Origin of the sequence: Candidatus Nitrosotalea sp. TS (assembly GCF_011319465.1) — an archaeon.
Taxonomy (GTDB): domain Archaea; phylum Thermoproteota; class Nitrososphaeria; order Nitrososphaerales; family Nitrosopumilaceae; genus Nitrosotalea.
The window spans coordinates 19,975-39,851 of sequence record NZ_RCMB01000009.1 but is presented as its reverse complement, the minus strand read 5'-3'; the positions used below and the strand labels follow the sequence as shown (position 1 = coordinate 39,851).

Here is a 19,877-nt window from a genome sequence, read left to right as displayed (position 1 = left end):
TTTATAAACTCTGATGGCATTGCGAACCAATGCCTCGATAGCTCAGCCTGGTAGAGCGAACGCCTCGTAAGCGTTAGGCCGTGGGATCGAATCCCACTCGAGGCTCATAAAATTAAATTTTCTAAAATCTATCAAACAATTGCTATTGTACTGTTCTAGCAGAAAGTCAAAATTGTTTCTTTCTTTGTTGTGAGTCATTGAGAGTCTCTATGTCTAACTCTAGTTCTTTTGCAAGTCCTTTCCACCATGCTATTACTTCTGTCACGCCTTATACTCCCCAAACATACCCCAGACTACGCCTTTATAGATCTGTCGATTGTCTTATCACTGACATACAGATCTAATTCTGATCTAAAAAATTTGTCAAAAAGTTTGAAAAAATATTCTTTTACATCTTTTCTCTTTTTGCAAATGTAATGTCCACAAATGGTATTTTTGAAATTATGCCAAAAACCAAAATTGCCTATTTTTAAAATTATAAATAATTTCAAAAATGGATTGTTTTAAAATTTAGTAGGTATCTTAGAGATCTAGACCGAAAGAATCAGCCAAACTCTGGAATTGTACGTAGGTTTCTAGGTATTGCTTGCCCTTTGAAGTTATGACAAATGTATTTTTGCCATCAAACTCTATCTTGTTTATTAGACCTGCTCCAGTTAGGTTGTCGATAAACTTGGAGAGCCTTGAATGTGATAAGTTAGCCTTTGTTAGGAGTGCTGTTACATTGATGCCGCTTACGCCACTTTCTTCTGTGACAGAAAGCAGATCTCGCACTATCTGCATACTAGATCTATACGCTACCATATTCGGTACTTATAAGGCGAGGTGATATAAGGGTATTACGCTTCCTGGCAAAATACCTGTTGCTCTAAAATGATTCTATCATGAAATAGGTTTTATCCCTTTTCAACATCTGGATCTCATTGGACTTTACCTGTGTAGAAGGGTGCTCTAAATGCTGTATCGAAAGAGAATACTATCCATCTGTACAATTTGGCAAAATAGGAGTGCTCATCTTGCCTGATGAGAAAGAAAAAGTCGAACTTTTGGCAAAAAAGCACTCTGTTGCACCAGTAATTCTTCCAAGGATAGGGGTTTCGGAAAAAAATGACAAGCCCGATGAAATTCTTGCATATCAACTAATGGGAAAGGAACTTGATGGAAACACATGCCCTTTTCTTGATACTGAAAGCAATGACAGATCGCCCCATGGTGGATACAAATGCAAAATATACCAAGATAGGCCTCTTGCCTGCAGGGCTTATCCTTTGATGGAATCTCAGCCACCATCTCTAGATCCAAAATGCAAATTTTGTGAAAGCTGTTCTAGTCCAACTGGAAATATACATTCTGAGCTTGAATCGCTTGTCAAAATAAAGAGCAAGATGGAAACTAGGGCCAGATACGTATGGAGATATGCTACAGGAGTAGGCGATGCGTCAAATAAATCTCAGATAAAGACTGGCTGGTTTTTAGTTTGACTTGTTAACCCTTTCATGAGTACCGGGATAATGTTCCCCGAGTTTTTTGGAATAACACTTACTGCATAATGATCCCTTGACGTTCCATGTGTCCATGGGATGGTATTCGTGATCCAACGAACCGTTGCATAAAGTGCATTTTTTTGTTTCTTCCAAGTTATTGAAATTCGTTTTTTTCGTTATAAAAATGATGTTAAATACCACCAATTTCATACTGTAAAACAGCGGTAGACGGATGGCTAATGTGGACCTCCTGCAAGAGACCTATCGGTCACCCATCTGCCGCTACTTTTCATAGAAATTTTAGAAAAGATCTTGCACTATTTTTCGGATACTTGCAATCTCGTCTTCTTCTTGCTTTATCTTCTTCTCAATAACACGTATCATGGAATCTAGCCATACGTGATGTGAGAAGAAATTATGGTATGTATTTGCAGCCGTCATCTCATCGTCAACAACGGTATCTTCCAGAAACTTTGTCGCCACTGTATCTGTAAGTTTTAAAATTCTCTGGTTTAGCTTGACACTCTTGAAAATTGGCTCTAGTTTTGCAATGTCTTCTTTAAAGTCCCCTTTGGTAAGTATTATTTTTTCATGAAGAATTTTAAAGTAAACTGCAACAAAAAAGAGTGTCGCATATCTTTTTGTTTTATGTCCTCCTTTCTTTCCATAGTTTAATGTCTTTTTTGCATATTCTTTTACAACATAAGGGTACAACAATAACCTGCAATCGTCTTTTAGCTTTTCATTGAATACTTCATCATACTTGACTTCCTCTTGGTAAGAATTGTGCAGGAGAGCTGTATGATTCCGTAGGTCTCTGCTCAATTCCTGCCACAAATGCCTGTATGGCATCTTTGGCAACAATTACTTTTTTGTGATTGTCTGGAAGATACTTGTTGTATGTCGAGTCTCCAATGAATTCTGATTGCTGTGATTTTGCTTTACTGTCAAACGAGCCTGCTTGTATTTCATAAAAATATCCGAAAATTCTCCATCTGTGATTTTATAGACTTGTGAAAATCCATCAAAGAAACCAGATCTTTTCCTCTCACTGCATTCTGCGAATTTCTGTACTTTGTAATGTTGTTCTGGTCAAGCTCATCGGCAGCCTTGATTATGGTCACGGTAATGCTTCCATCCAAGTTGTGAGTTCGCTTTGCATGATCTAATACCGAATTAGACGTTTGCGCGCCATTGACTATCTGCGGTGCATGTAAAAGTATTGAATTATCCTCCAGTTCCTCAAAATCATTTACAACTATAGTTATGCCGTTATTGTAGTAAAAGAACTTGTTAGGAGATTCCTGTAAAGTCTCGCGCAAGCCCTTGTTTACAGTAGTTTTAAACTGCATCCATTGTCTTATGTTTGATTCAAAGACATAATCCCTGTTTTTTGTTACAAAGTTAGTCAGCTCTCTTAACTTCAATATTCCAAGCAACGTATTCTGGTATCTCAGTTTGCTCTCTAGCCTTATTGTAGCCTTCTTTCCCACTGCAGGTTTTTTTATCCTGTCCCAAAGTTTCTGGATTATTGTATCTATGTCATGTATCTCAACAGACTCGTAATTTTCCTCATCAACTTTTTGGTCGGTAACATAAATACACTCAATTTTTAGATTTTTTTCTTGGATCTGTGTTACCAGGCGTGCAATTTCGGGTCGCATCTTTGCAATGTCTTTTGTGCGCAAACTTTGCACGTCTTGCCTAAACTTGGCAATGGCTTCCATGGAATGCGAAGTTCCATATTTTGATTGAAAGAGATAGATCTTGTCTTCTGAAAAGTCAACTGGCAGGTATGCATCTATACCAAGATCGTTTGGGCCGTCAATGATTGCATCGGTCGCATCATCCTCTGTTGCCTCAAATACTCTAGTAAGCACCCATTGAAGAAAATTATGGCCTTTTTCAACTTCGTTTTGTGCATCTTCAGCATATTCTCTTACACTGTCTCGTATATTCTGAGCAAACCCTTCTAGTGGTTGCCCATTAGATGACTGTTGCAAGAGCGGTCTTGCACCTGGTATGTATTCTAATAGTCCATTGGTTCTATCTGCCAATCTAAATTTGGTAGAACTTGGTGTATTTAGTAAAGTAGGTTATTATGATATCATAAAAGGTGAGGAAGGGATTCGAACCCCTATAGATTCGCTTTGCAGGCGAACGCATAGCCGCTCTGCCACCTCACCGCAATCAAAAAGGTTTCCTATGAACAATTAAATCTTTTAGATCAGAATTTTGAAAACTGTTTTGCAGCTAGCCTAACATCTTCTGCCTTGATTGTTTTTCTACCCGCATGTGTGGACATTTCAACTGCACTCTTGGCAATGGATGTTCCAACCTCTTCCAATATTCTTCTCAGTTCGTTTGCCGACTCGTCACTTACTCTGTCGGCTCCTGCCTTTTTTAGGATCCTGTATATTGCAGAAAGACCAAATTCAGACGTTGTCATATTTTAACTCCATATGCCTGTGATAAAAGACTTCAAGTAGAAAAAAGAGTATCTGGGAATCGATTTATACACACTATTTTGTGGCTATAGTATACAATGAACTGGCTGACCGATGCCCACATCCATCTATCTGATGAAGAATTCAAACCCGAATTGCAGTTTATGCTTACTGCCATGAACAAGATGGGACTGAAAGCATGTTGCGTATCTATGGATTATTCTAGCTCACATGCAACGTTAAAACTGAGCGAACAAAGCCCGCTAGTTCTGCCTTTTCTTGGTATACATCCAGAGAAGGCAAATGGCGATCTGGAATCTGTAGTGTCCCTGATCATGGAAAATTCTAATAAAATATCAGGTATAGGAGAGATAGGTCTTGACAAGACATACGTCTCCGATGACACAGGTTTTTGCCAGGCAGGTTAGTGTTTTTGAGAAGATGCTATCTCTTGCAGAAAAACTTGAAAAGCCAATATCGATTCATTCAAGAAAAACATTAGAGGAGATATTTTCAATTTTACCATCGTATCACCTCAAGGGTGTTCTGTTACATTGGTTTGCAGGAAACAAAAAGCAACTGGAAAAAGCCATGGATATTGGTAGCTATGTTTCGTATGGTCCTGCAATGGTGTATTCACAAGATAAACAAATTCTTCTTTCTCTGACAGAGCCTGACAAGATCTTGCTGGAAACAGACGGGCCAGTAAAGTTCTCAAAATGTTTTGGATACAAGACTGCGCAAATAACCTTCATGCCAAGTGTTCTTTTCTGCGCATCACAAATTCTAGGTAAACGATACGATGAGATGCTCCAAATCGTAGAAAAAAATACGAACTCGTATCTTGGTATATAGGTATAAAATACCCCTCTGCCAATCCGTAACGTGAATAGAGTCAGACGAATCTCCACAGAACTAATGGCTACTTATAAAGGAGAATTTGGCACTGATTTTAAACAAAACAAGATACTACTCAACGAAGTTGCAATAGTAAGATCCAAGGGACTAAAAAATGAGATTGCAGGTTATATCACGACTCATTTGAAGCGAGAACTTGAAGAGCAAAAGGAAAAAGAATCACGAGCAGATCAGCCAGAACATGTCCATCACGAAGAAGAGATGGAAGAACAACTGATTAGCTAAACCTGTCAAATTCATAACCAAAAATTCCATATTGAACCAATTACGTTTCTAAACCATGATAACAGTCAAACTTCTTGGTGGTGCCAAGCGATCTTTCTCTTCTGACAAGATATCGATTGAAAAAAACACCATGACCGTATCTGATCTGCTTGTTTTTCTCCAGGACTCGGTCTCGCAAAATACGCCTGCATTTGATGCCAAAAACATTCTTGTTGCCTGTAAATGGAGTAGACTCGTCTGCTTTGCAGGGAACAGAAACATCTCTTAAGGATGGGGACGTTGTTAGTATAATTCCCGTGGTGCACGGCGGTGGTAAAATGAGCATTAACTTTAGCATTTCAAATTATAATGTAGAGTTGGCCAGGCTGAAGAAAACTAGTACTGATCCAATAAAACTCCTTGAAGACTTGCGAGTGAGATTTCCAGGTGTTATAATTCAAGGTATCAGGTCACAGTATATTCTAAATGCAAGTCATGTAAAGAGAATCATTGAGATCTCATTGGCAGCAAGCAAGTCAAACACACTACTTTCTAACAAAGTTGAAACTGACATCCTTATGAGATTTGCATGTACAAGGCAGATAAGCGAAGCAATAAACAAAATAGGATTGAGGGAAAACAGTGCTTCTGTTTTGATAATGATTGGCAAAAAGCCCCTGATAAAAAAACTCCTTGCTGAGATTAGTCACATGACAGAATCAGTTTTACCATTTCCAAACAATGCTAATTTCATAAAGAAGGAATTCAAAATAACAAAGAAAGAACTTGACTGTGTGATGTCAAAGGAACCACTTGAGGATCTCATAGTTGAGAGATCTGCAGTTTTGATCCATTAGTATAGACATTGTTCAATCGATTCCATTGTGGAATGTAGTTGAACTAATCAATTTCTAATACATAGAAAAGCTACGTCATCTTTTTAAGAAATGTGAGAAAAAGCTCTTTTATGGAACAAAAACTAACATGTGCAAATCATGCCGATGAAGAGATCATTCTTGACCAAATAGGCTGGACTATGTTTAGATGCCCAAAATGCGGCAGCGATTATTCTATTGGAAGAAAGGTATTTCATTAGAGATTACTCCATCGAGTCTCGCTTTAGTTTTAGGGTGCTTACTATGTCTTGGTCCTTTAGCACTGAAACACCAGTTAGATTTCCAAGAATCTCTATTATGACATTCCAATCATATTCTTCAAGCGACACTTTATTTTTGATAATTCCTGCAACAGAATCGATTATGTCTTTTGAGGATAACTCTGAGCCGCGTTTTTCAATTGTGATTCGGTAGGATTCGTCTGGCTGCATGTCGCTGACATGTTCTTGTACTGCCTTTACTATTGTATCAAGTTCAGTCTTGATGGACTCTTGAATCGGTATGAATCTATGGCAATATCTGATACTCCATGGCTCATCGAGAATTTTTGCCTTGATTTTATCCACTACCTCAAAGGGGTCAAGTGATGTATCCACTATTACTATGCCAGAAAAATCGCTATTTCTCACCCTTGCTTCATCATCCCCCAATGTCTCAAGTATGTTTGAAATCTCGTCAGATGATTCTTCCTCAAAATGACGACTACATGTTACAATTAGATTCAAACTAGCGCAAGTAGCTCCTTTTCACTGATTTTTCCTTCTCGTATTGTACGAAATTTACTTCCAACAACTTCTATGATGGTTGACTCGACAGAATTTGGTATTTTTCCACCGTCTAGCAATATGTCGTATCCTTCTAATTCTTTTATTATCTCATGTGGATCTGCAGAAGATGGCCTGCCGGCTATATTTGCACTTGTGCCAACAAGCAGTTTGCATTCTTTGAGAAGTTTTAGTGTGCATGGATGACTTGGTACACGAACAGCTATCTTTTCATCAAGACCAAGTGATTTTGCAATCTTTTCTTCTTTTATGCCAAGAATTAGCGTTAACGGACCTGGCCAGAACTTGGCTGCAAATTTCTTTGATAATTCATCAAAAATGGCAATCTCTGATATTTCAGAAATGGAAAAACCAAGTACAGGCAACCGCTTTGATTCTTCGCGTCCCTTGATTCTGTAAATTGCCCTAACTGCTTGGCTGTTGAATGGATCACACCCTATTCCATATACTGTATCTGTTGGAAATACTACGATGCCTCCACTCTTGACTGTCTTTGATGCCATGATTATTCCATTATGGTCGCAGGGTACGATCATGATTTATCTGATAAATAGTAGTAAATTATCTCTTGTTCTAAAAACGATATAAGGTTGAACCGCGTATATCATACATGGATGAAGAAATATCACAATGTCATTGTCCCCCCGGCGGAGAAACCTACGTAAATGATGACGGTATGGACATCTGTGTTTCTTGTGGCGGCTGGGTACAACCTACTGTGTAATGACATTTGCAAATAATGATAGATGCATTGGTGTGTAAGTCTTTTATAGTAAAATATTTTCTCTAATTCTTGATGTCTGACGAGTTTGAGAATGAGTTTGAAGATGAATTCAATGACGATATAGAAGATGAATATGAAGACGTTGAAACTGAATCTGACTAAATTCTTAACCCAAAGGAATCTGCAAATTCTCTAAACCCGCGATAGGCTTGTAAGAATTCTCTGCCCCTTGAGCTGATTCTGTACTTGCAAGCTCTGTCTGATGTGGTCTGTTCTAAAAGGCCTTGTTGAACCAGAGTTTCCAAGATTTTTGCCAGTCTTCCGTATGAGACATTGGCTTTTCTAATTAGGTATGTTACACTTGCACCTGATTCATCTGGAACCTCATCTCTTGTAGTGGAGAGAATGTCTCCTATGATGCTCATGTGGGTTCTATATACCGCTGCCAAATTTTAGACCTCCTCTTAAGGGAACTTGAGAGATTGGAATGAACAGAGCACCAAGTCCTATTATCTTTGTAGAAAGTGAGACGAAATATAGTACTGATTTTGGAAATACTATGGAATACCAGCCTAGGAATTCGCCCAAAGCAAGCAACCCAAGTCCGGCAGCAACGAAGATAGTGCTACGATTCCTATTTTCCATATACGACATAATGGTCTCAATCGTCCCATATACCAATAGGATAAAAGAAATTGACCTTATAATGTGCTCAATTGAATTTCCCGGTATGATGAAAAGTGGAAATATGATTGATTTGAAGTATCGAGATTTTGGAAAAAATGATTTTATGCCATGTGAAAATGCAATGAAAAAGTATCCTATAGTCTGAATTCCAATTCCAAGTGTCTGAATCCAACTGTCAATCTGTGCATAGTTTAGTATGAATGACTCTATCATGATATCCAAATCCGACAACTCCAAAACCTATGCCAATTGAAAAAAAGGCAATGTTTAGCCTGAATAATGTCGGGCTTCCTGTATTCTTGAATCCAATGTAGGAAAAAATTCCTAATGCAAGTCCTACAACAAATCCCAATAAATTCAGAATTGTTTCTTCAAGAATTATATCAGATATTAATGCCAACTAAACGCATTAGCATTCTGAAATTAATTAAAGCCTTGTAGTAGCTTTTTTTCTACCACTCATCAAGAGTTCCTGCTGCCGCGCCGTTTGTATCTTTGACATAATCTCCCAATACGTCAGAATATATGGCATCCTTGTAGGCTATGAATTTGACATATTCTCCATACGTAATGTCCAAGGAACATTTTGAACATTTTACATAGGAAAAGTCGTCCCCTAATTCAGCAATAGCATCGCACTTGGGGCACTTGACCTTCATGCTATGTTATAGTGATTTTCCCTAATATCTCTTCTTAAAGAAATAAATTGCTAAATTTTGATGTACTTGATATGGCAAGAAACTGCACTAAATGTAAAAAGGAAATTCCTGATAATGTAGAGCTAGATCCTATAGCCGCAGCCTACCCTTGTTGTAACGAATGCTGGGAGGAATGGAAGCAGTACAGGGTCATGGTTATGAATGAAATGAGACTAGACATGTCAATGCCAGACCATCGAAAAGTTGTAAAAAAATACGAAAAAGTCTTTGTCGGAGTAATGACTCCTGAAGGCGAGATCGTAAATTTTGCTGATGAGAATCAGCGAAAACCTGACAAGCCGCTCTAAATTCTTATTTCTTTTTTGGCCCTCTCGGGGATTATTAGGTAAAGCCTCTTCCTTGAATCCGCGTCAAGATGATTCACAATCTCTCCAATCGTACTTGATATCTTGTTTTTTTGTTCATCTGTTAATGAAAGATATACCTCTAAAATTCCGTCTAGGTTAAATGCGATTATCTTTTCGGGATGACTTGTAATCTCAATAATGTATGTGCTAAACATCACATGTCTTTGTTCTTCTGTTAGATTGCATAATACTTCAAGCCATGTCTTAAACAAGGTTGAAAATTTGTCAAACTGGATGGTAGGGCCTGCTTGTAATGCATTGTTTATGATCTCTGCCTTGTCTTCCTTTGACATTGAAAAAAACTCCTGACAGTCTTTTTTGTAGTATGGGTTTACGGAGAAACTCAGGAAGATTTGCCAAGGAGACAATAATGTTTCCAGCATAATTTGGTTCTGACATGTAAAGTTGCAGTTTCTCTTCTTTGCTAAAATTGTATTGTTAAGATTTGGCTTAAATATATCCACATATGCTCCTCCATTATGCCTTCTACAGTTATTGTTGGTGGTTTCTATGGGGACGAAGGTAAAGGTAAGATCGTTTCGTATCTTGCTATGAAAGATAATCCTGTAATCGCAGTTAGGGGAGGTGTGGGACCTAATGCAGGTCACACAATAGAGCATGAAGGCAAAAAATACAAAGTAAGAATGCTCCCAAGTGCATTTCTAAATCCTAACACAAGGCTATTGGTGGGACCAGGTGTAGTGTTAAGCTTGGAAGTATTGCTAAAAGAAATATCTGAATTTGGTACTCAGGACAGATCCTTTGTCGATTATCAATGTGGAATAATTGATGATTCTCACAGAACAGCTGATTCTCAAGGAAGACTCAAAGAATCTATTGGTAGCACAGGAACAGGAACTGGACCTGCCAATGCAGATAGAGCCATGAGAACACTCAAGCTTGCAAAAGAGATTGATTCTCTTGCACTATATCTTGATGATATTCCTAATGCAGTTAATTTTGCACTTGAAAGGAAAGAACAAGTTATAGTAGAAGGTACCCAGGGAACTTTTCTCTCGTTATGGCATGGAACATATCCATATGTTACCTCAAAGGATGTCACGGCATCTGGAATATGTGCAGACGTGGGCATTGGCCCAAAAAGCGTCGATGAGGTAGTAATTGTCTTCAAGTCATTTGTCACTAGGGTAGGAGAAGGCCCGCTGAAAAATGAAATAAGCCCAGAACAGGCAGTTGCAAAAGGATGGCAAGAGGTTGGTACTGTCACAGGTAGGCAACGAAGAGCAGCAGAATTTGATTTTGAACTTGCAAAACGATCTATAATGCTAAACAGCGCAACGCAAATTGCAATCACAAAGCTTGATGTGGTATATCCTGAATGTGCTCACATGCAATCGTTTTCTGACCTCAGCTCACCTGCCAAATATTTCATAAAAACTATTGAGGACAAGCTGAAGGTGCCTGTAACCTTGATTGGCACAGGCCCTGAAGTCAATGACACCATTGATAGAAGAAACCAGTAAAATAATAAACGACTACTTTTAATGGGGTGATTTTAGGAGTGACTCTATGGTTAAACATCCATGTTATGTCGAAGTCTCTGACATGAATGAATTTTCACGACTTGTTTGCGCCCTGGAGAGAATTCCTCGTACGTGCTTTTCTTTTGCGATGGATGGAAAGGACGTAATTTCTGTCCAGATGGATCTACTAAAAGAAAGGCCAGTGAGCTATTACGTACAAAACACAAACACAGGTCATTATCTTTCATATGGTTTCAAAACAAACAAGGAAGATTGCAATATTGTCAACACAATAACAAATCCGACTTATCTCTACTCTCCAATCATAAAGATAAAGACATTGCCAGAATCACTCAAACCAGAAACTGCTGAATCTGAAGTAATGTACGAGTCGCTTGAGCTTGAAGATCTTACAAGCCTGATAAAACTAAGCTATGGATTTGAAGAGTCTCCCTTCCCGCTGTTTGCATTTTCTGACGGTACAAAATGGCTTGTAGGCGTATTCATGAACTTTAACGAATCTGATGAGGCATCATATTTCTGCCATGTCAAAATTGACTATGAACCCACAAAACCATTCCTAAAATATTCAAGCAAGGATGGCATTGAACCCTCCTTTGTTAGCGGCCTAACCGAACATGGTTACTCGTACCTTAAAGTAATAAAGCTAAAAGGCAAACACCCCCTAGTCAAGCCATGATCGGTTTTAGAAAAAGAATAGAAAAAGCCTCATCAGGAAAGAGCAGAATAATACTTGCAAATGATCTGGACGATACCAGTGCCGGCATATTAGAAAAAAAAACAATTGCTAACATAAACAAGCTGAGCAAATATCTTTGTGCAATTAAATTCAATTTTCACGTAATACTGCCTTTGAGCGACAAAAGTCTAACAAAAATAAATCGACTCGCTCACAGCAAAGGACTACAAACAATTGCTGATATCAAACTAAACGATATAGGAAATACAAACATGATTGCTCATACAACGACTTTGGAGATGTGGATTTGACGCAGTCATTGCAAATCCAATCATGGGACCTGAGAATCTCAAAGAACTAGTCAAGACAGCTCACAGCGATGGGCATGGCGTGATAACGCTAGTGCACATGAGTCACCCTGGTGCAAAGCTAGGATACGGACTTGGTGTAAAGGATCCTAAAACAGGTAAAATGCAAAAACTTCATGACTTGTTCTTAAAATGGTCGTATTCTTCAAACGTTGATGGAATTGTAGTGGGAGCCACAGTGCCTGACATTATATCTTCAACATCTAAATCTGTCAAAGGTCGCTGCGAGATTTATTCACCAGGCGTAGGAACACAAGGGGGAGACGCAAGAAAAACTCTGCAAGCAGGTTCTAGTTATCTGATAGTTGGAAGAACAATTCTCAATTCTCAAAATCAAATTTCAGAAGCAAAAAAGCTTCAGCAACTAAGTCTCAAATCCTAGTTCGCTTACTTTTTTCATCAAATTCTGTGCTGTTTTGTATGTTAATTTCTTTAGTGCATCATTGAATTTGAGCCATATGAACCCAAGATGCTCATGTGATATCTCTACATGTTCTGTTGCAGTCTTTGCTAAAAAGAAAACAACTTCCTTGTGCACAAGTTCACCATTGCGTTGATAATGGTATTCCACCTTGTTCTCAAAACCCTCTATAAAACTCACGTCTGTTATGCCTGTTTCCTCTCTGATCTCTCGCAAGGTTGTCTGTTTGAATGTCTCTCCCTTTTTCGATATTTCCCTTGACAAAATCCCAATGTCCGGAAGGATAATTCAAAAGTAGGTACAATTTACCTGACGGTGATTCGCGATACAAGATTGCTCCAGACGATCTTTCCTCAAGCATGTCCGATGTAACTTTATAAAACTAGTATTTCTCTTTTCTATTTGCCCAGTCTGCGGCCCCTCTTCTGAAATGTTCTGATGGCGCGCATAAGATCAATTTTTCTAAATTCTGGCCAATAAACATCCATGAAAACAAGCTCGCTGTAGGCACTTTGCCACATTAGAAATCCACTCAGTCGCTTCTCTCCAGATGTCCTCAATATCATATCAGGAGATGATTGTGGCAGGTGCGACGTGTAAAGACACGATTCTATCACATCTTTGTCTATCTGGTTTACATCAAGCGAACCGTCCTTGATCCTGGTGGCAATCTTCTTTATGGCATCAACCATTTCGTTTTGTCCTCCGTAAGCCACTGCTATGTTGAGATAATGGTTATCATAGTCCTTTGTCACTGTTTCAAGCTTGTTTAGGATCTCTCTTAGGAAGTCTGGTAGTAGTTCAATACGTCCAATTGCCTTTACCCGCATTCGGTTTTTATGGATTCGCGGATCATTGTACAGTTTCACTAATCTTTGATTGATCAAATCGTAAAGATTGTCTAATTCTTCGTCATTTCGGGTTAGATTTTCTGCCGACAGGACATAAAGAGTAATTATCTTTATGTTTAGTTCCTCACACCAGTCTAACAGTTTCTCAACTGCATCTGCTCCTCTAAAATGGCCATTTGCTCTCAAGATTAGGTTTCTTTTAGCCCATCTTCTATTGCCATCAAGTATTATTGCTATGTGTTTTGGAATCTCTCCGGTTCGTATCTCTTTTTCAAGCTTTTTAGAGTAAAGAGTGTAAAAACCGCCCAACTGAAAAGTTATGTCTTTTATTCCGATAGCACCTCGCCACCTTTCTTCCTTCTATATTTGTGGAAGAGCAGTGACGCTGATATCAGTATTACTGCCAAACCTAAGAGCAACGGCGGAATCAATGTGAAAGGGCTCTCATCTCTTGTTATGACTGTATTGAATTGTGCAATTATTGGATAGAGTGATAACAGCACAATTATTCTGAGTATGTCTGTAATTGATCTGATACTTCCTCTAAACCAACTGCTTAGCAACGATCCACCGAGTATGCAACCAATTCCCATCCAGAGAAATGGTAACATTCCGGAGACAAACAATCCTATAGTCTGTTTGTCCATTACTACCTTGAGTAGCTCATCTGGTTTTGCAGTCGATATCTGTGAGCTAACCGAGCTGACTCCAGCTGTTATCGACGCTAGAACAAAAAGAATTCCTGCCACAAGTGTAAATACTCTTATGAATCCTGCAGGAGTTGGCTTTGTCCAATGCGACCACGCTCTGTCAATATCAAATGCCCTGATAAGAAATGCTCCTCCAAGAATACTTACCATTACTGCAAAAATTTCTTTTGTAAGTCCAAGTACTGTTGCAATTCCGCCAATAACTAATAGAATTCCAGGAACTCCTAGAAAGAATTTTGAATACTTTGAATCAAAAGCAATGGCCTTCAGATATCTTCCCAATACTGCATAAGAATATTCTACACTTCTGCTGACTCGCATAACAACCCGTTTGACTGATACTACAGGCAAAACATTTTGAATTATTGGAATTACACTTTCATCATCTTCGCCATCTGATACAATTACTGCGCCATTAGCTGAAAATACTTCTACTATGTTTCTTACCTGCGAAGCAATTTTTTCGTCACCTTGTACACCTTTATTTTCTGTTCCAGAAACAACTGCTACTTCTGCTTGGTATCCTTTGCTTATCAAATCTTCAAAAGTTTTAACAGCTGCAAAAATGGAATTGGAGTCTGCATCTTCTGGATCTTCAAGCGCGAGTCGCTGTGCTGCTTCAAGACAAGCATTTCGTCCTACTATTGGAGTGTTGACTCCTGCCTTGCTTCCTATGTCATCATCTCTGTCAACGCAGATTACTAGCAATCTACTAGTCTTTGTCTCTGTATTGCCCTTTCGTAAATTGGTCTCTTTGGTTGACATGATACAGGATAAAAATTGTATTTCCTATTAATTAATCTAATTTCTACCAAATATTACAAAAATTGAAGAAAGTTTTGACTCTCTCATGAGGTGATTTTTGATAAATCAGGGGCTTGTCTCATTGGACTTTGCAATAAATGAGTTGGTATCATTTCTCAATGATTCTATCTTTGACATCTCATCGGATATATCGTTGGAGGAAGCATTGTCCTTCATCTTGTTGGCCAGAGCAATAGTTTCTGTTAGATAGTCATTGTACTTTTTCAATGCCTCATCATAGTTGAGATAACTCTCACTCCATTGCGGAGGGGCGTTACTTTCTATAATCTCGGTTATGAGGGAAGTAGTTTGAGATGATGATGTCTGGGCTCTAGCTATAAAGTCATCTGGCACAATGGTCTTATTCATCAAGCCGTCTAGATCAGAATCCATCTCACTCATTATCAACAAATGTCGTTCTTTTACACTCTCAAGCTCATTTCCATAATCGGATACAACAAACGTTGGACCTCTATTTTGCGGCAGTATCCATATGACAGAACTTGCAGCTGTTATGGCCCCTAATACTATGATCGTAATGATAATGCCTTTTTTGGTTGGCATTTGGTTGACTCCCTTTATGGAGTTTAAAAGTATAACTCGAGTAAAACATTTTGATGATTCAATTGGCCAATCTGTTAATTTCATCAAGTTGGATCATTTCAATCTAAGAAATATCAAAAAAGTGCAATTATTTGTATAAATTCTAGATGTATGGCCTGAGAAAGACATTGTAAAAATTTAACAGCCTCTAGCGTATAGTGAAATAATTTTTACAGCGTCTTGCTATATACAACTTCTTTCGTAAGAACATGAAATGACTCAAGCATACTGCGTAAAATGCAGGAAGAAAGTCGAGATCGCAAATCCAAAAGAAGTTAAGCTAAAGAATGGACGACCTGCGGTAAAGGGAACCTGCCCAAAATGTGGCACTAACGTCTTTCGAATAGGAAAGCCTTAGAGGACCACTTTTTTCTTTTTTGAAGTAAATCAATATAGGTAGCACCATCTTGAACAAGGCAGTTGACAAAAGCCGAGTATGAAAAACTGCTCAAGAAAGTACAAGATAAGGTATCTGAGAGTAGGAAGGACACCACATCTAGATTTGAACTTCCAAAAGTAGATATCATGTGGCAGGGAAACAGGACATTCTTTCGTAACTTTTCAGAATTCCCAAAGGTCCTGCGCAGAGAACCTGAAAAAATACTCCAGTATTTGTCTAAAGAATTTGCAACTCCAGCTCAATTTGCAGGAGATAAAGCTGTGTTTGTAGGTAAAAAGGAACCCCAAGAATTTACATCCCTTTTGACCATATACGTCAAGGAATATGTAGAATGCCCTACATGTAAGAGTCCTGATACCAGAGTAGAAAAATCTAACAGAGTGCATTTTCTTGTATGTGAGGCCTGCGGCGCCAAATCGTCTCTAAAGGGCCAATATGCATAATGGCGTTTGCGGTAAAGGTCGTTAATTATCAACGTAATAGAATGCTAAACATATGCGACGTTGATTTGGTTGGAAGGACATTAGTTGAAGGGGACCTAACGATGAACCTAACTCAAAGTTATTTTGCTGAAAAGATTGTAGAAGAAAAAGAAGCAGAACAGCTATTGCGAAACTCTTCTATCATAAACATGGCTGGAGAAAAAACAATTGCACTATCTGTAAAAATTGGAGTAGGATCACTGAAAGGAATAAAAAAGATTGATGGTGTACCACTACTGCTAGTTTTTAAATTTTGAGAATACAACAGTTATATACGTACTGAGCAGATCGAAGACTGATAATTTTGGGAAAGCGCAAGGTACTAAACGAAAGCGAACTGAAGGAAATGAAAATACCAGAAGAGGGAGAAATGCTTGGTAGAGTTATCAAACTATTAGGTAGTGATCATGTCTTGGTAAGATGTACTGATGATAAAACAAGAATGGGAAGAATTCGTGGCAAATTGAAAAGAAAAATATGGATTCGTGATAATGATATTGTTGTTATAGCACCTTGGGATTTCAAGGCAGATGATAGGGGAGACATCACGTGGAGATACACATTATCACAGGTAGATTGGTTAAAAGAAAACGGCCACCTGGCAAAAGATTTCTGATAGCGCAATCAATTTTACCAAGTCTGTTTAATTCAAAATGTTGACCGATGAACTTGAAAAAAAATTAGCAAAAAGAATTGACGGTAGGCTTTTAGAAAAAGAAAGAGAACGAAAATCAGAAAAAGATGGATTTGACAAAAACAAAGTTCTAGATGAGGTTTTTGACAAGTCAACAATGATGACTCTTTCAGGGTTGAAAAACTCTGGAACGATTTCTTATGTGAATGGTGCTGTAGGCTCTGGCAAAGAATCGAAAACATACTGGGCCGTTGGACCATCTGGAAATGATCTAGCGTTGAAGATATACCTTGTAGCAACTTCAAATTTCAAAAAGAGATATCCGTATTTGTTGGGAGATTCTAGGTTTACAAAAATAAAAAAAGGCACAAGAAACCTGGTTGAGCTTTGGGCACAAAAAGAGTTTGGGAACCTAAGTCAATGCTTCAAGAAGGGATTGCCATGTGTGAGACCTATAACTGTGATAAAAAATGTGCTTGTAATGGAATTTGCAGGCAAAAATGGTGTACCGGAACCCACCTTGGTTGAGACAGAAGTTGATTACAATGATTATGAAAGCGTCGTGTCTATCATTGATGACTTGTATAATAAAGCAAAGATAGTGCATGCTGACCTGTCTGAGTATAATATCTTCAAGACGAAAAAAGGACTCTTGTTTTTCGATCTTGGCTCAGCTGTTGATATCAAGCACCCAAATGCGATCAAGTTTCTTGAAAGAGACATTAAAAATATAACCAAATTCTTTGTTAAAAGAGGATTGACGGTTACAAATCCATCTGATATAGTAAAGAGGATAATGAAATGATCTTTGAAAAAACCATTCTAGTCCCTCTTGAAAGGGTGGGCGCTTTAATAGGTAAATCTGGGAAAGTAAAAGCCAAGATAGAAAAAATATGTGCTGTTTCTTTATCTATTGACGGCCAAACAGGCGAGATAATTGTTAGAGGATCTGGCGATGATGTAGAAAATGTTATGCCCTTCAAAGCAGAAGAGATCGTACTGGCAATAGGCCGAGGATTTTCTCCTGACAAAGCCATGAGACTTCTTGAAGGCGAAAATTCATTACACATAATTGATTTACGAGAATTCGTGGGAAAATCAACAGCACAGATCGAACGAGTAAAGGTAGGATCATAGGCGAAGGTGGAAGAGTTAGAAAGAATGTTGAAGAGCTAAGTGGAGCTACGATCTCTGTCTATGGCCGTACCGTTGCAATAATAGGAGAGGGCAAACAGCTAAGGTCTGCAGTTCAAGCTATTACTGCTCTTTCAAATGGTAGCACCCATGGGAAGGTTTACAATGATCTTCAAGATTCAAGGAGAAGGCAAAAGATGGAAAAATTACAACTTTGGGAGGGTGAAAATATCTTTGAGTAAAGAAACATTCAGTCAAATTTCTCCTAGTGAATTTTTCTACAGAAATAGGGATCTTGCAGGTTTTAGCAATCCTACCAGATCCTTGTACACCTCAGTGAGAGAATTTGTAGAGAATGCGCTTGATGCATGTGATCAAAAGAAGATCCTACCTGATATTCACATGTCAATAAAAGCAGTGGATCCTGAACAATCTGACCCAAAACCATATGTCTTAACCGTCAAAGACAATGGTCCTGGCATTGACCCAAAACACGTGCCTCATGCATTTGGCACTGTTCTTTATGGTTCGAAATTTGGACTCAAGCAGGCAAGGGGAATGTTTGGCCTTGGTGCCACTATGGCAATATTGTATGGTCAAATCACTACAAACAAACCAGTCACCGTGAGAAGCTGCGCTGATGGAAAAATGTCTGATGAATTTGTAATGCTGCTTGATATTCAGAAAAACAAGCCTGTAATTTTAAAACACAACACAAAGGAAGCATCAAAGACAGGACTCTCTGTCAGTATAGTGCTCGAAGGAGATTATTCAAAGGCAGGATCAAAAATACGTGATTATGTTTCTCAAACATCACTTATCACGCCTTATGCTTCAATAACATTTGAGGATCCATCCGGAGAAAAATTCCATTATCCAAGAATTGTAAAAGAAATGCCGCCTCCACCGACAATAATAAAATCACATCCGCATGGTGTAGATGTTGAAACCATAAGGAGGATGATAGTAGATACTCATTATCAGATTCCAGCAGTAGACAATAAAATGATAGATAAAGTAAAGAAGGAACTAGGTTTACAAAAGAAAAATCTCACAACTAAAGATATGCTTGAAAGAGCTCAGAAGCGTTGGTCAGATCTATCAAGACCTGTAAGAACAATAGTTGCTGTCATGTCATTTCTAAACGTAGATTTTGATGGATTGCAAAAAATAAGAATTGATGATATTGATGTTGCTAACAAAAAAATTACTTATTGGGACTTTGGTACATCGCAATCTCATGCAATAGAACTTGATCCGGAAAGCCCATACTATAAACAACTTGCAAGCACAATTCAAGGTGATACACTACTAACATTCTTGACTAAAAGATTCCAGAGAGTGGGTCCAACTACTGCCGAAAAGTTCTGTGAATTTGCAAAATTCAAACCCGAAAGAAGGATAGGCAGCATGACAAACGAGGAGTTGGTCAGATTAGCCGACGCATTACAAAAATTTGATGATTTTCTGGCACCCGATCCAAGCTGTCTTGCACCATTGGGAGAAGAGCCTCTTTCTAAAGGAATTATGAAGTTCTTCAACCCTGAATTTGCCTCTGTGCTACAGCGCAATGCATCTGCATATTCTGGATTTCCATTTGTAGTGGAGATGGGAATTGCATATGGCGGGGATATACCAACAGCTGGGCTTAAGGTATACAGATTTGCTAACAGGATTCCCTTGCTTTATGATGAAGGAAGTGATGTTGTGCTAAAGATTGTCAACGAGATGGATTGGAGTAGGTACAAAGTAAAGGGGGATCCGCCGCTTGTGATAGTCTCTCATATCTGTTCCACCAGAATCCCGTATAAGACTGTGGGAAAAGAGAATGTTGCCGATAGGCCAGAACTTGAGCGCGAACTAAAGAACGCATTACAATATTTGGCAAGAAAACTTGCCGTTCACATGTCAAGAAAGGGAGCTGCAGACATGGAGAAGAAAAGAGCAAATCTTTATGCAAAATATGTTCCATTAATATCTCAATTTGCGACAGAATTATCTGGGAAGAAAAAAGAGCCAAATTATAAACGACTAATAACGATGGGAAGTGAAATTGAAGAACAAGTCTAACCAGA

At 38.5% G+C, this 19,877-nt stretch carries 32 protein-coding genes, 2 tRNA genes and 1 pseudogene; 20 read left to right on the top strand and 15 right to left on the bottom strand.

Translation table 11 applies throughout. The features are described from left to right. Positions 1-31 precede the first annotated feature (31 nt). A tRNA-Thr gene (locus tag DYY67_RS04215) sits at positions 32-105 on the top strand. Between the two features lie 417 nt (positions 106-522). On the opposite strand, the gene DYY67_RS04210 is transcribed toward DYY67_RS04215, so the two are convergent. Beyond that, positions 523-783, bottom strand: a complete 261-nt coding sequence (locus tag DYY67_RS04210; protein ID WP_166391253.1) for a winged helix-turn-helix domain-containing protein — start codon at positions 781-783, stop codon at positions 523-525. Positions 784-923: 140 nt separating this feature from the next. Between DYY67_RS04210 and DYY67_RS04205 the strand changes: the two genes are divergently transcribed. Beyond that, positions 924-1,481, top strand: coding sequence for a YkgJ family cysteine cluster protein (locus DYY67_RS04205; RefSeq protein ID WP_166391046.1), 558 nt, complete (start codon positions 924-926; stop codon positions 1,479-1,481). 303 nt (positions 1,482-1,784) lie between these two features. Here the strand turns inward: DYY67_RS04205 and DYY67_RS11515 are convergent, their stop codons facing one another. The 4 genes from DYY67_RS11515 to DYY67_RS04190 all read right to left on the bottom strand — a co-directional run bounded on the left by DYY67_RS11515 (position 1,785) and on the right by DYY67_RS04190 (position 3,933). Beyond that, positions 1,785-2,336: a hypothetical protein gene (locus DYY67_RS11515; protein ID WP_320415960.1), complete on the bottom strand. Its 552-nt coding sequence runs from the start codon at positions 2,334-2,336 to the stop codon at positions 1,785-1,787. A gap of 116 nt (positions 2,337-2,452) precedes the next feature. Continuing rightward, positions 2,453-3,541, bottom strand: coding sequence for an AIPR family protein (locus DYY67_RS10700; protein ID WP_255492791.1), 1,089 nt, complete (start codon positions 3,539-3,541; stop codon positions 2,453-2,455). Positions 3,542-3,598: 57 nt separating this feature from the next. Further along, positions 3,599-3,670: transfer RNA gene (locus tag DYY67_RS04195), tRNA-Cys, on the bottom strand. A 41-nt stretch (positions 3,671-3,711) separates the two neighbouring features. Further along, positions 3,712-3,933, bottom strand: coding sequence for a histone family protein (locus DYY67_RS04190; RefSeq protein ID WP_166391044.1), 222 nt, complete (start codon positions 3,931-3,933; stop codon positions 3,712-3,714). 96 nt (positions 3,934-4,029) lie between these two features. Here DYY67_RS04190 and DYY67_RS10695 point away from each other — a divergent pair, with 96 nt between their 5' ends. From DYY67_RS10695 to DYY67_RS10680, 5 genes are all read left to right on the top strand, one after another. Further along, positions 4,030-4,359, top strand: a complete 330-nt coding sequence (locus DYY67_RS10695) for a TatD family hydrolase (protein WP_255492790.1) — start codon at positions 4,030-4,032, stop codon at positions 4,357-4,359. Continuing rightward, positions 4,331-4,786, top strand: coding sequence for a TatD family hydrolase (locus DYY67_RS10690; protein ID WP_255492789.1), 456 nt, complete (start codon positions 4,331-4,333; stop codon positions 4,784-4,786). The genes DYY67_RS10695 and DYY67_RS10690 overlap by 29 nt, the downstream gene beginning before the upstream one ends. Positions 4,787-4,816: 30 nt before the next feature. Beyond that, complete coding sequence (locus DYY67_RS04180; RefSeq protein WP_320415959.1) at positions 4,817-5,074, top strand: hypothetical protein; 258 nt, start codon at positions 4,817-4,819, stop codon at positions 5,072-5,074. 194 nt (positions 5,075-5,268) lie between these two features. Next, positions 5,269-5,910: a KEOPS complex subunit Cgi121 gene (cgi121, locus tag DYY67_RS10685; protein WP_255492787.1), complete on the top strand. Its 642-nt coding sequence runs from the start codon at positions 5,269-5,271 to the stop codon at positions 5,908-5,910. A 110-nt stretch (positions 5,911-6,020) separates the two neighbouring features. Beyond that, the gene (locus tag DYY67_RS10680) at positions 6,021-6,149 is read left to right on the top strand and encodes a hypothetical protein (protein WP_255492785.1); all 129 of its coding nucleotides are present in this window, start codon (positions 6,021-6,023) and stop codon (positions 6,147-6,149) included. Between the two features lie 3 nt (positions 6,150-6,152). Here DYY67_RS10680 and DYY67_RS04170 read toward each other — a convergent pair whose 3' ends face one another. From DYY67_RS04170 to DYY67_RS04150, 5 genes and pseudogenes are all read right to left on the bottom strand, one after another. Next, the gene (locus DYY67_RS04170; protein ID WP_166391042.1) at positions 6,153-6,674 is read right to left on the bottom strand and encodes a THUMP domain-containing protein; all 522 of its coding nucleotides are present in this window, start codon (positions 6,672-6,674) and stop codon (positions 6,153-6,155) included. Beyond that, the gene (locus DYY67_RS04165; protein ID WP_166391040.1) at positions 6,671-7,270 is read right to left on the bottom strand and encodes an L-threonylcarbamoyladenylate synthase; all 600 of its coding nucleotides are present in this window, start codon (positions 7,268-7,270) and stop codon (positions 6,671-6,673) included. Before DYY67_RS04165 ends, DYY67_RS04170 begins: the two co-directional genes overlap by 4 nt. A 346-nt stretch (positions 7,271-7,616) precedes the next feature. Next, a complete protein-coding gene (locus DYY67_RS04160) occupies positions 7,617-7,883 on the bottom strand; it encodes a winged helix-turn-helix domain-containing protein (protein ID WP_166391038.1) in 267 nt (88 codons plus the stop codon). Positions 7,884-7,890: 7 nt separating this feature from the next. Next, positions 7,891-8,524, bottom strand: a pseudogene (locus tag DYY67_RS04155) (hypothetical protein). 73 nt (positions 8,525-8,597) lie between these two features. Beyond that, positions 8,598-8,804: a hypothetical protein gene (locus DYY67_RS04150; protein ID WP_166391036.1), complete on the bottom strand. Its 207-nt coding sequence runs from the start codon at positions 8,802-8,804 to the stop codon at positions 8,598-8,600. A gap of 71 nt (positions 8,805-8,875) precedes the next feature. On the opposite strand from DYY67_RS04150, the gene DYY67_RS04145 reads away from it, so the two are divergent. Next, positions 8,876-9,151, top strand: coding sequence for a Fe(2+)-trafficking protein (locus DYY67_RS04145; RefSeq protein WP_166391034.1), 276 nt, complete (start codon positions 8,876-8,878; stop codon positions 9,149-9,151). Here the strand turns inward: DYY67_RS04145 and DYY67_RS04140 are convergent. Then, entirely contained in the window at positions 9,148-9,504 is a 357-nt protein-coding gene (locus DYY67_RS04140) for a hypothetical protein (protein WP_255492783.1), read from the bottom strand. The genes DYY67_RS04145 and DYY67_RS04140 overlap by 4 nt on opposite strands. A 186-nt stretch (positions 9,505-9,690) precedes the next feature. Between DYY67_RS04140 and DYY67_RS04135 the strand changes: the two genes are divergently transcribed. Genes DYY67_RS04135 through DYY67_RS11500 form a run of 4 tightly spaced genes read left to right on the top strand, consistent with a single transcriptional unit; the run spans position 9,691 to position 12,145 of the window. Then, a complete protein-coding gene (locus tag DYY67_RS04135; protein ID WP_166391032.1) occupies positions 9,691-10,695 on the top strand; it encodes an adenylosuccinate synthetase in 1,005 nt (334 codons plus the stop codon). 46 nt (positions 10,696-10,741) lie between these two features. Beyond that, positions 10,742-11,395 carry a hypothetical protein gene (locus tag DYY67_RS04130; RefSeq protein ID WP_166391029.1) on the top strand — a complete coding sequence of 218 codons (654 nt, stop codon included), beginning with the start codon at positions 10,742-10,744 and terminating at the stop codon, positions 11,393-11,395. After that, positions 11,392-11,706, top strand: a complete 315-nt coding sequence (locus DYY67_RS11505; RefSeq protein WP_320415956.1) for an orotidine 5'-phosphate decarboxylase / HUMPS family protein — start codon at positions 11,392-11,394, stop codon at positions 11,704-11,706. The genes DYY67_RS04130 and DYY67_RS11505 overlap by 4 nt, the downstream gene beginning before the upstream one ends. After that, positions 11,672-12,145, top strand: a complete 474-nt coding sequence (locus DYY67_RS11500; protein WP_320415955.1) for an orotidine 5'-phosphate decarboxylase / HUMPS family protein — start codon at positions 11,672-11,674, stop codon at positions 12,143-12,145. Before DYY67_RS11505 ends, DYY67_RS11500 begins: the two co-directional genes overlap by 35 nt. On the opposite strand, the gene DYY67_RS04120 is transcribed toward DYY67_RS11500, so the two are convergent. The 4 genes from DYY67_RS04120 to DYY67_RS04105 form a co-directional block, all read right to left on the bottom strand. Beyond that, positions 12,128-12,448: an NUDIX domain-containing protein gene (locus tag DYY67_RS04120; RefSeq protein ID WP_320415954.1), complete on the bottom strand. Its 321-nt coding sequence runs from the start codon at positions 12,446-12,448 to the stop codon at positions 12,128-12,130. The two genes, DYY67_RS11500 and DYY67_RS04120, sit on opposite strands and share 18 nt — an antisense overlap. A 134-nt stretch (positions 12,449-12,582) precedes the next feature. After that, a complete protein-coding gene (uppS, locus tag DYY67_RS04115; protein WP_166391027.1) occupies positions 12,583-13,344 on the bottom strand; it encodes a polyprenyl diphosphate synthase in 762 nt (253 codons plus the stop codon). A 17-nt stretch (positions 13,345-13,361) separates the two neighbouring features. Then, entirely contained in the window at positions 13,362-14,510 is a 1,149-nt protein-coding gene (locus DYY67_RS04110) for a DUF373 family protein (RefSeq protein WP_166391025.1), read from the bottom strand. Positions 14,511-14,615: 105 nt separating this feature from the next. Then, positions 14,616-15,113: a hypothetical protein gene (locus DYY67_RS04105; protein ID WP_166391023.1), complete on the bottom strand. Its 498-nt coding sequence runs from the start codon at positions 15,111-15,113 to the stop codon at positions 14,616-14,618. Between the two features lie 253 nt (positions 15,114-15,366). Here DYY67_RS04105 and DYY67_RS04100 point away from each other — a divergent pair, with 253 nt between their 5' ends. The 8 genes from DYY67_RS04100 (at position 15,367) to DYY67_RS04070 (ending at position 19,872) form a co-directional block, all read left to right on the top strand. Then, positions 15,367-15,510, top strand: a complete 144-nt coding sequence (locus tag DYY67_RS04100; protein WP_166391021.1) for a DUF5679 domain-containing protein — start codon at positions 15,367-15,369, stop codon at positions 15,508-15,510. 62 nt (positions 15,511-15,572) lie between these two features. Then, positions 15,573-15,995: a translation initiation factor IF-2 subunit beta gene (locus DYY67_RS04095; RefSeq protein ID WP_166391019.1), complete on the top strand. Its 423-nt coding sequence runs from the start codon at positions 15,573-15,575 to the stop codon at positions 15,993-15,995. Next, positions 15,995-16,291 (top strand): DUF424 domain-containing protein, encoded by a 297-nt coding sequence (locus DYY67_RS04090; protein ID WP_166391017.1) that lies wholly within the window; start codon positions 15,995-15,997, stop codon positions 16,289-16,291. Before DYY67_RS04095 ends, DYY67_RS04090 begins: the two co-directional genes overlap by 1 nt. A 47-nt stretch (positions 16,292-16,338) precedes the next feature. After that, a complete protein-coding gene (gene eif1A, locus DYY67_RS04085) occupies positions 16,339-16,650 on the top strand; it encodes a translation initiation factor eIF-1A (RefSeq protein ID WP_166391015.1) in 312 nt (103 codons plus the stop codon). A gap of 37 nt (positions 16,651-16,687) precedes the next feature. Then, positions 16,688-17,473 carry a serine protein kinase RIO gene (locus DYY67_RS04080; RefSeq protein ID WP_255492782.1) on the top strand — a complete coding sequence of 262 codons (786 nt, stop codon included), beginning with the start codon at positions 16,688-16,690 and terminating at the stop codon, positions 17,471-17,473. Further along, entirely contained in the window at positions 17,470-17,805 is a 336-nt protein-coding gene (locus tag DYY67_RS10675; RefSeq protein ID WP_255492771.1) for a KH domain-containing protein, read from the top strand. Before DYY67_RS04080 ends, DYY67_RS10675 begins: the two co-directional genes overlap by 4 nt. Then, positions 17,754-18,044, top strand: a complete 291-nt coding sequence (locus DYY67_RS10670; RefSeq protein ID WP_320415975.1) for a KH domain-containing protein — start codon at positions 17,754-17,756, stop codon at positions 18,042-18,044. The genes DYY67_RS10675 and DYY67_RS10670 overlap by 52 nt, the downstream gene beginning before the upstream one ends. Further along, positions 18,031-19,872 carry a DNA topoisomerase VI subunit B gene (locus tag DYY67_RS04070; RefSeq protein WP_166391247.1) on the top strand — a complete coding sequence of 614 codons (1,842 nt, stop codon included), beginning with the start codon at positions 18,031-18,033 and terminating at the stop codon, positions 19,870-19,872. Before DYY67_RS10670 ends, DYY67_RS04070 begins: the two co-directional genes overlap by 14 nt. Positions 19,873-19,877 lie beyond the last annotated feature (5 nt).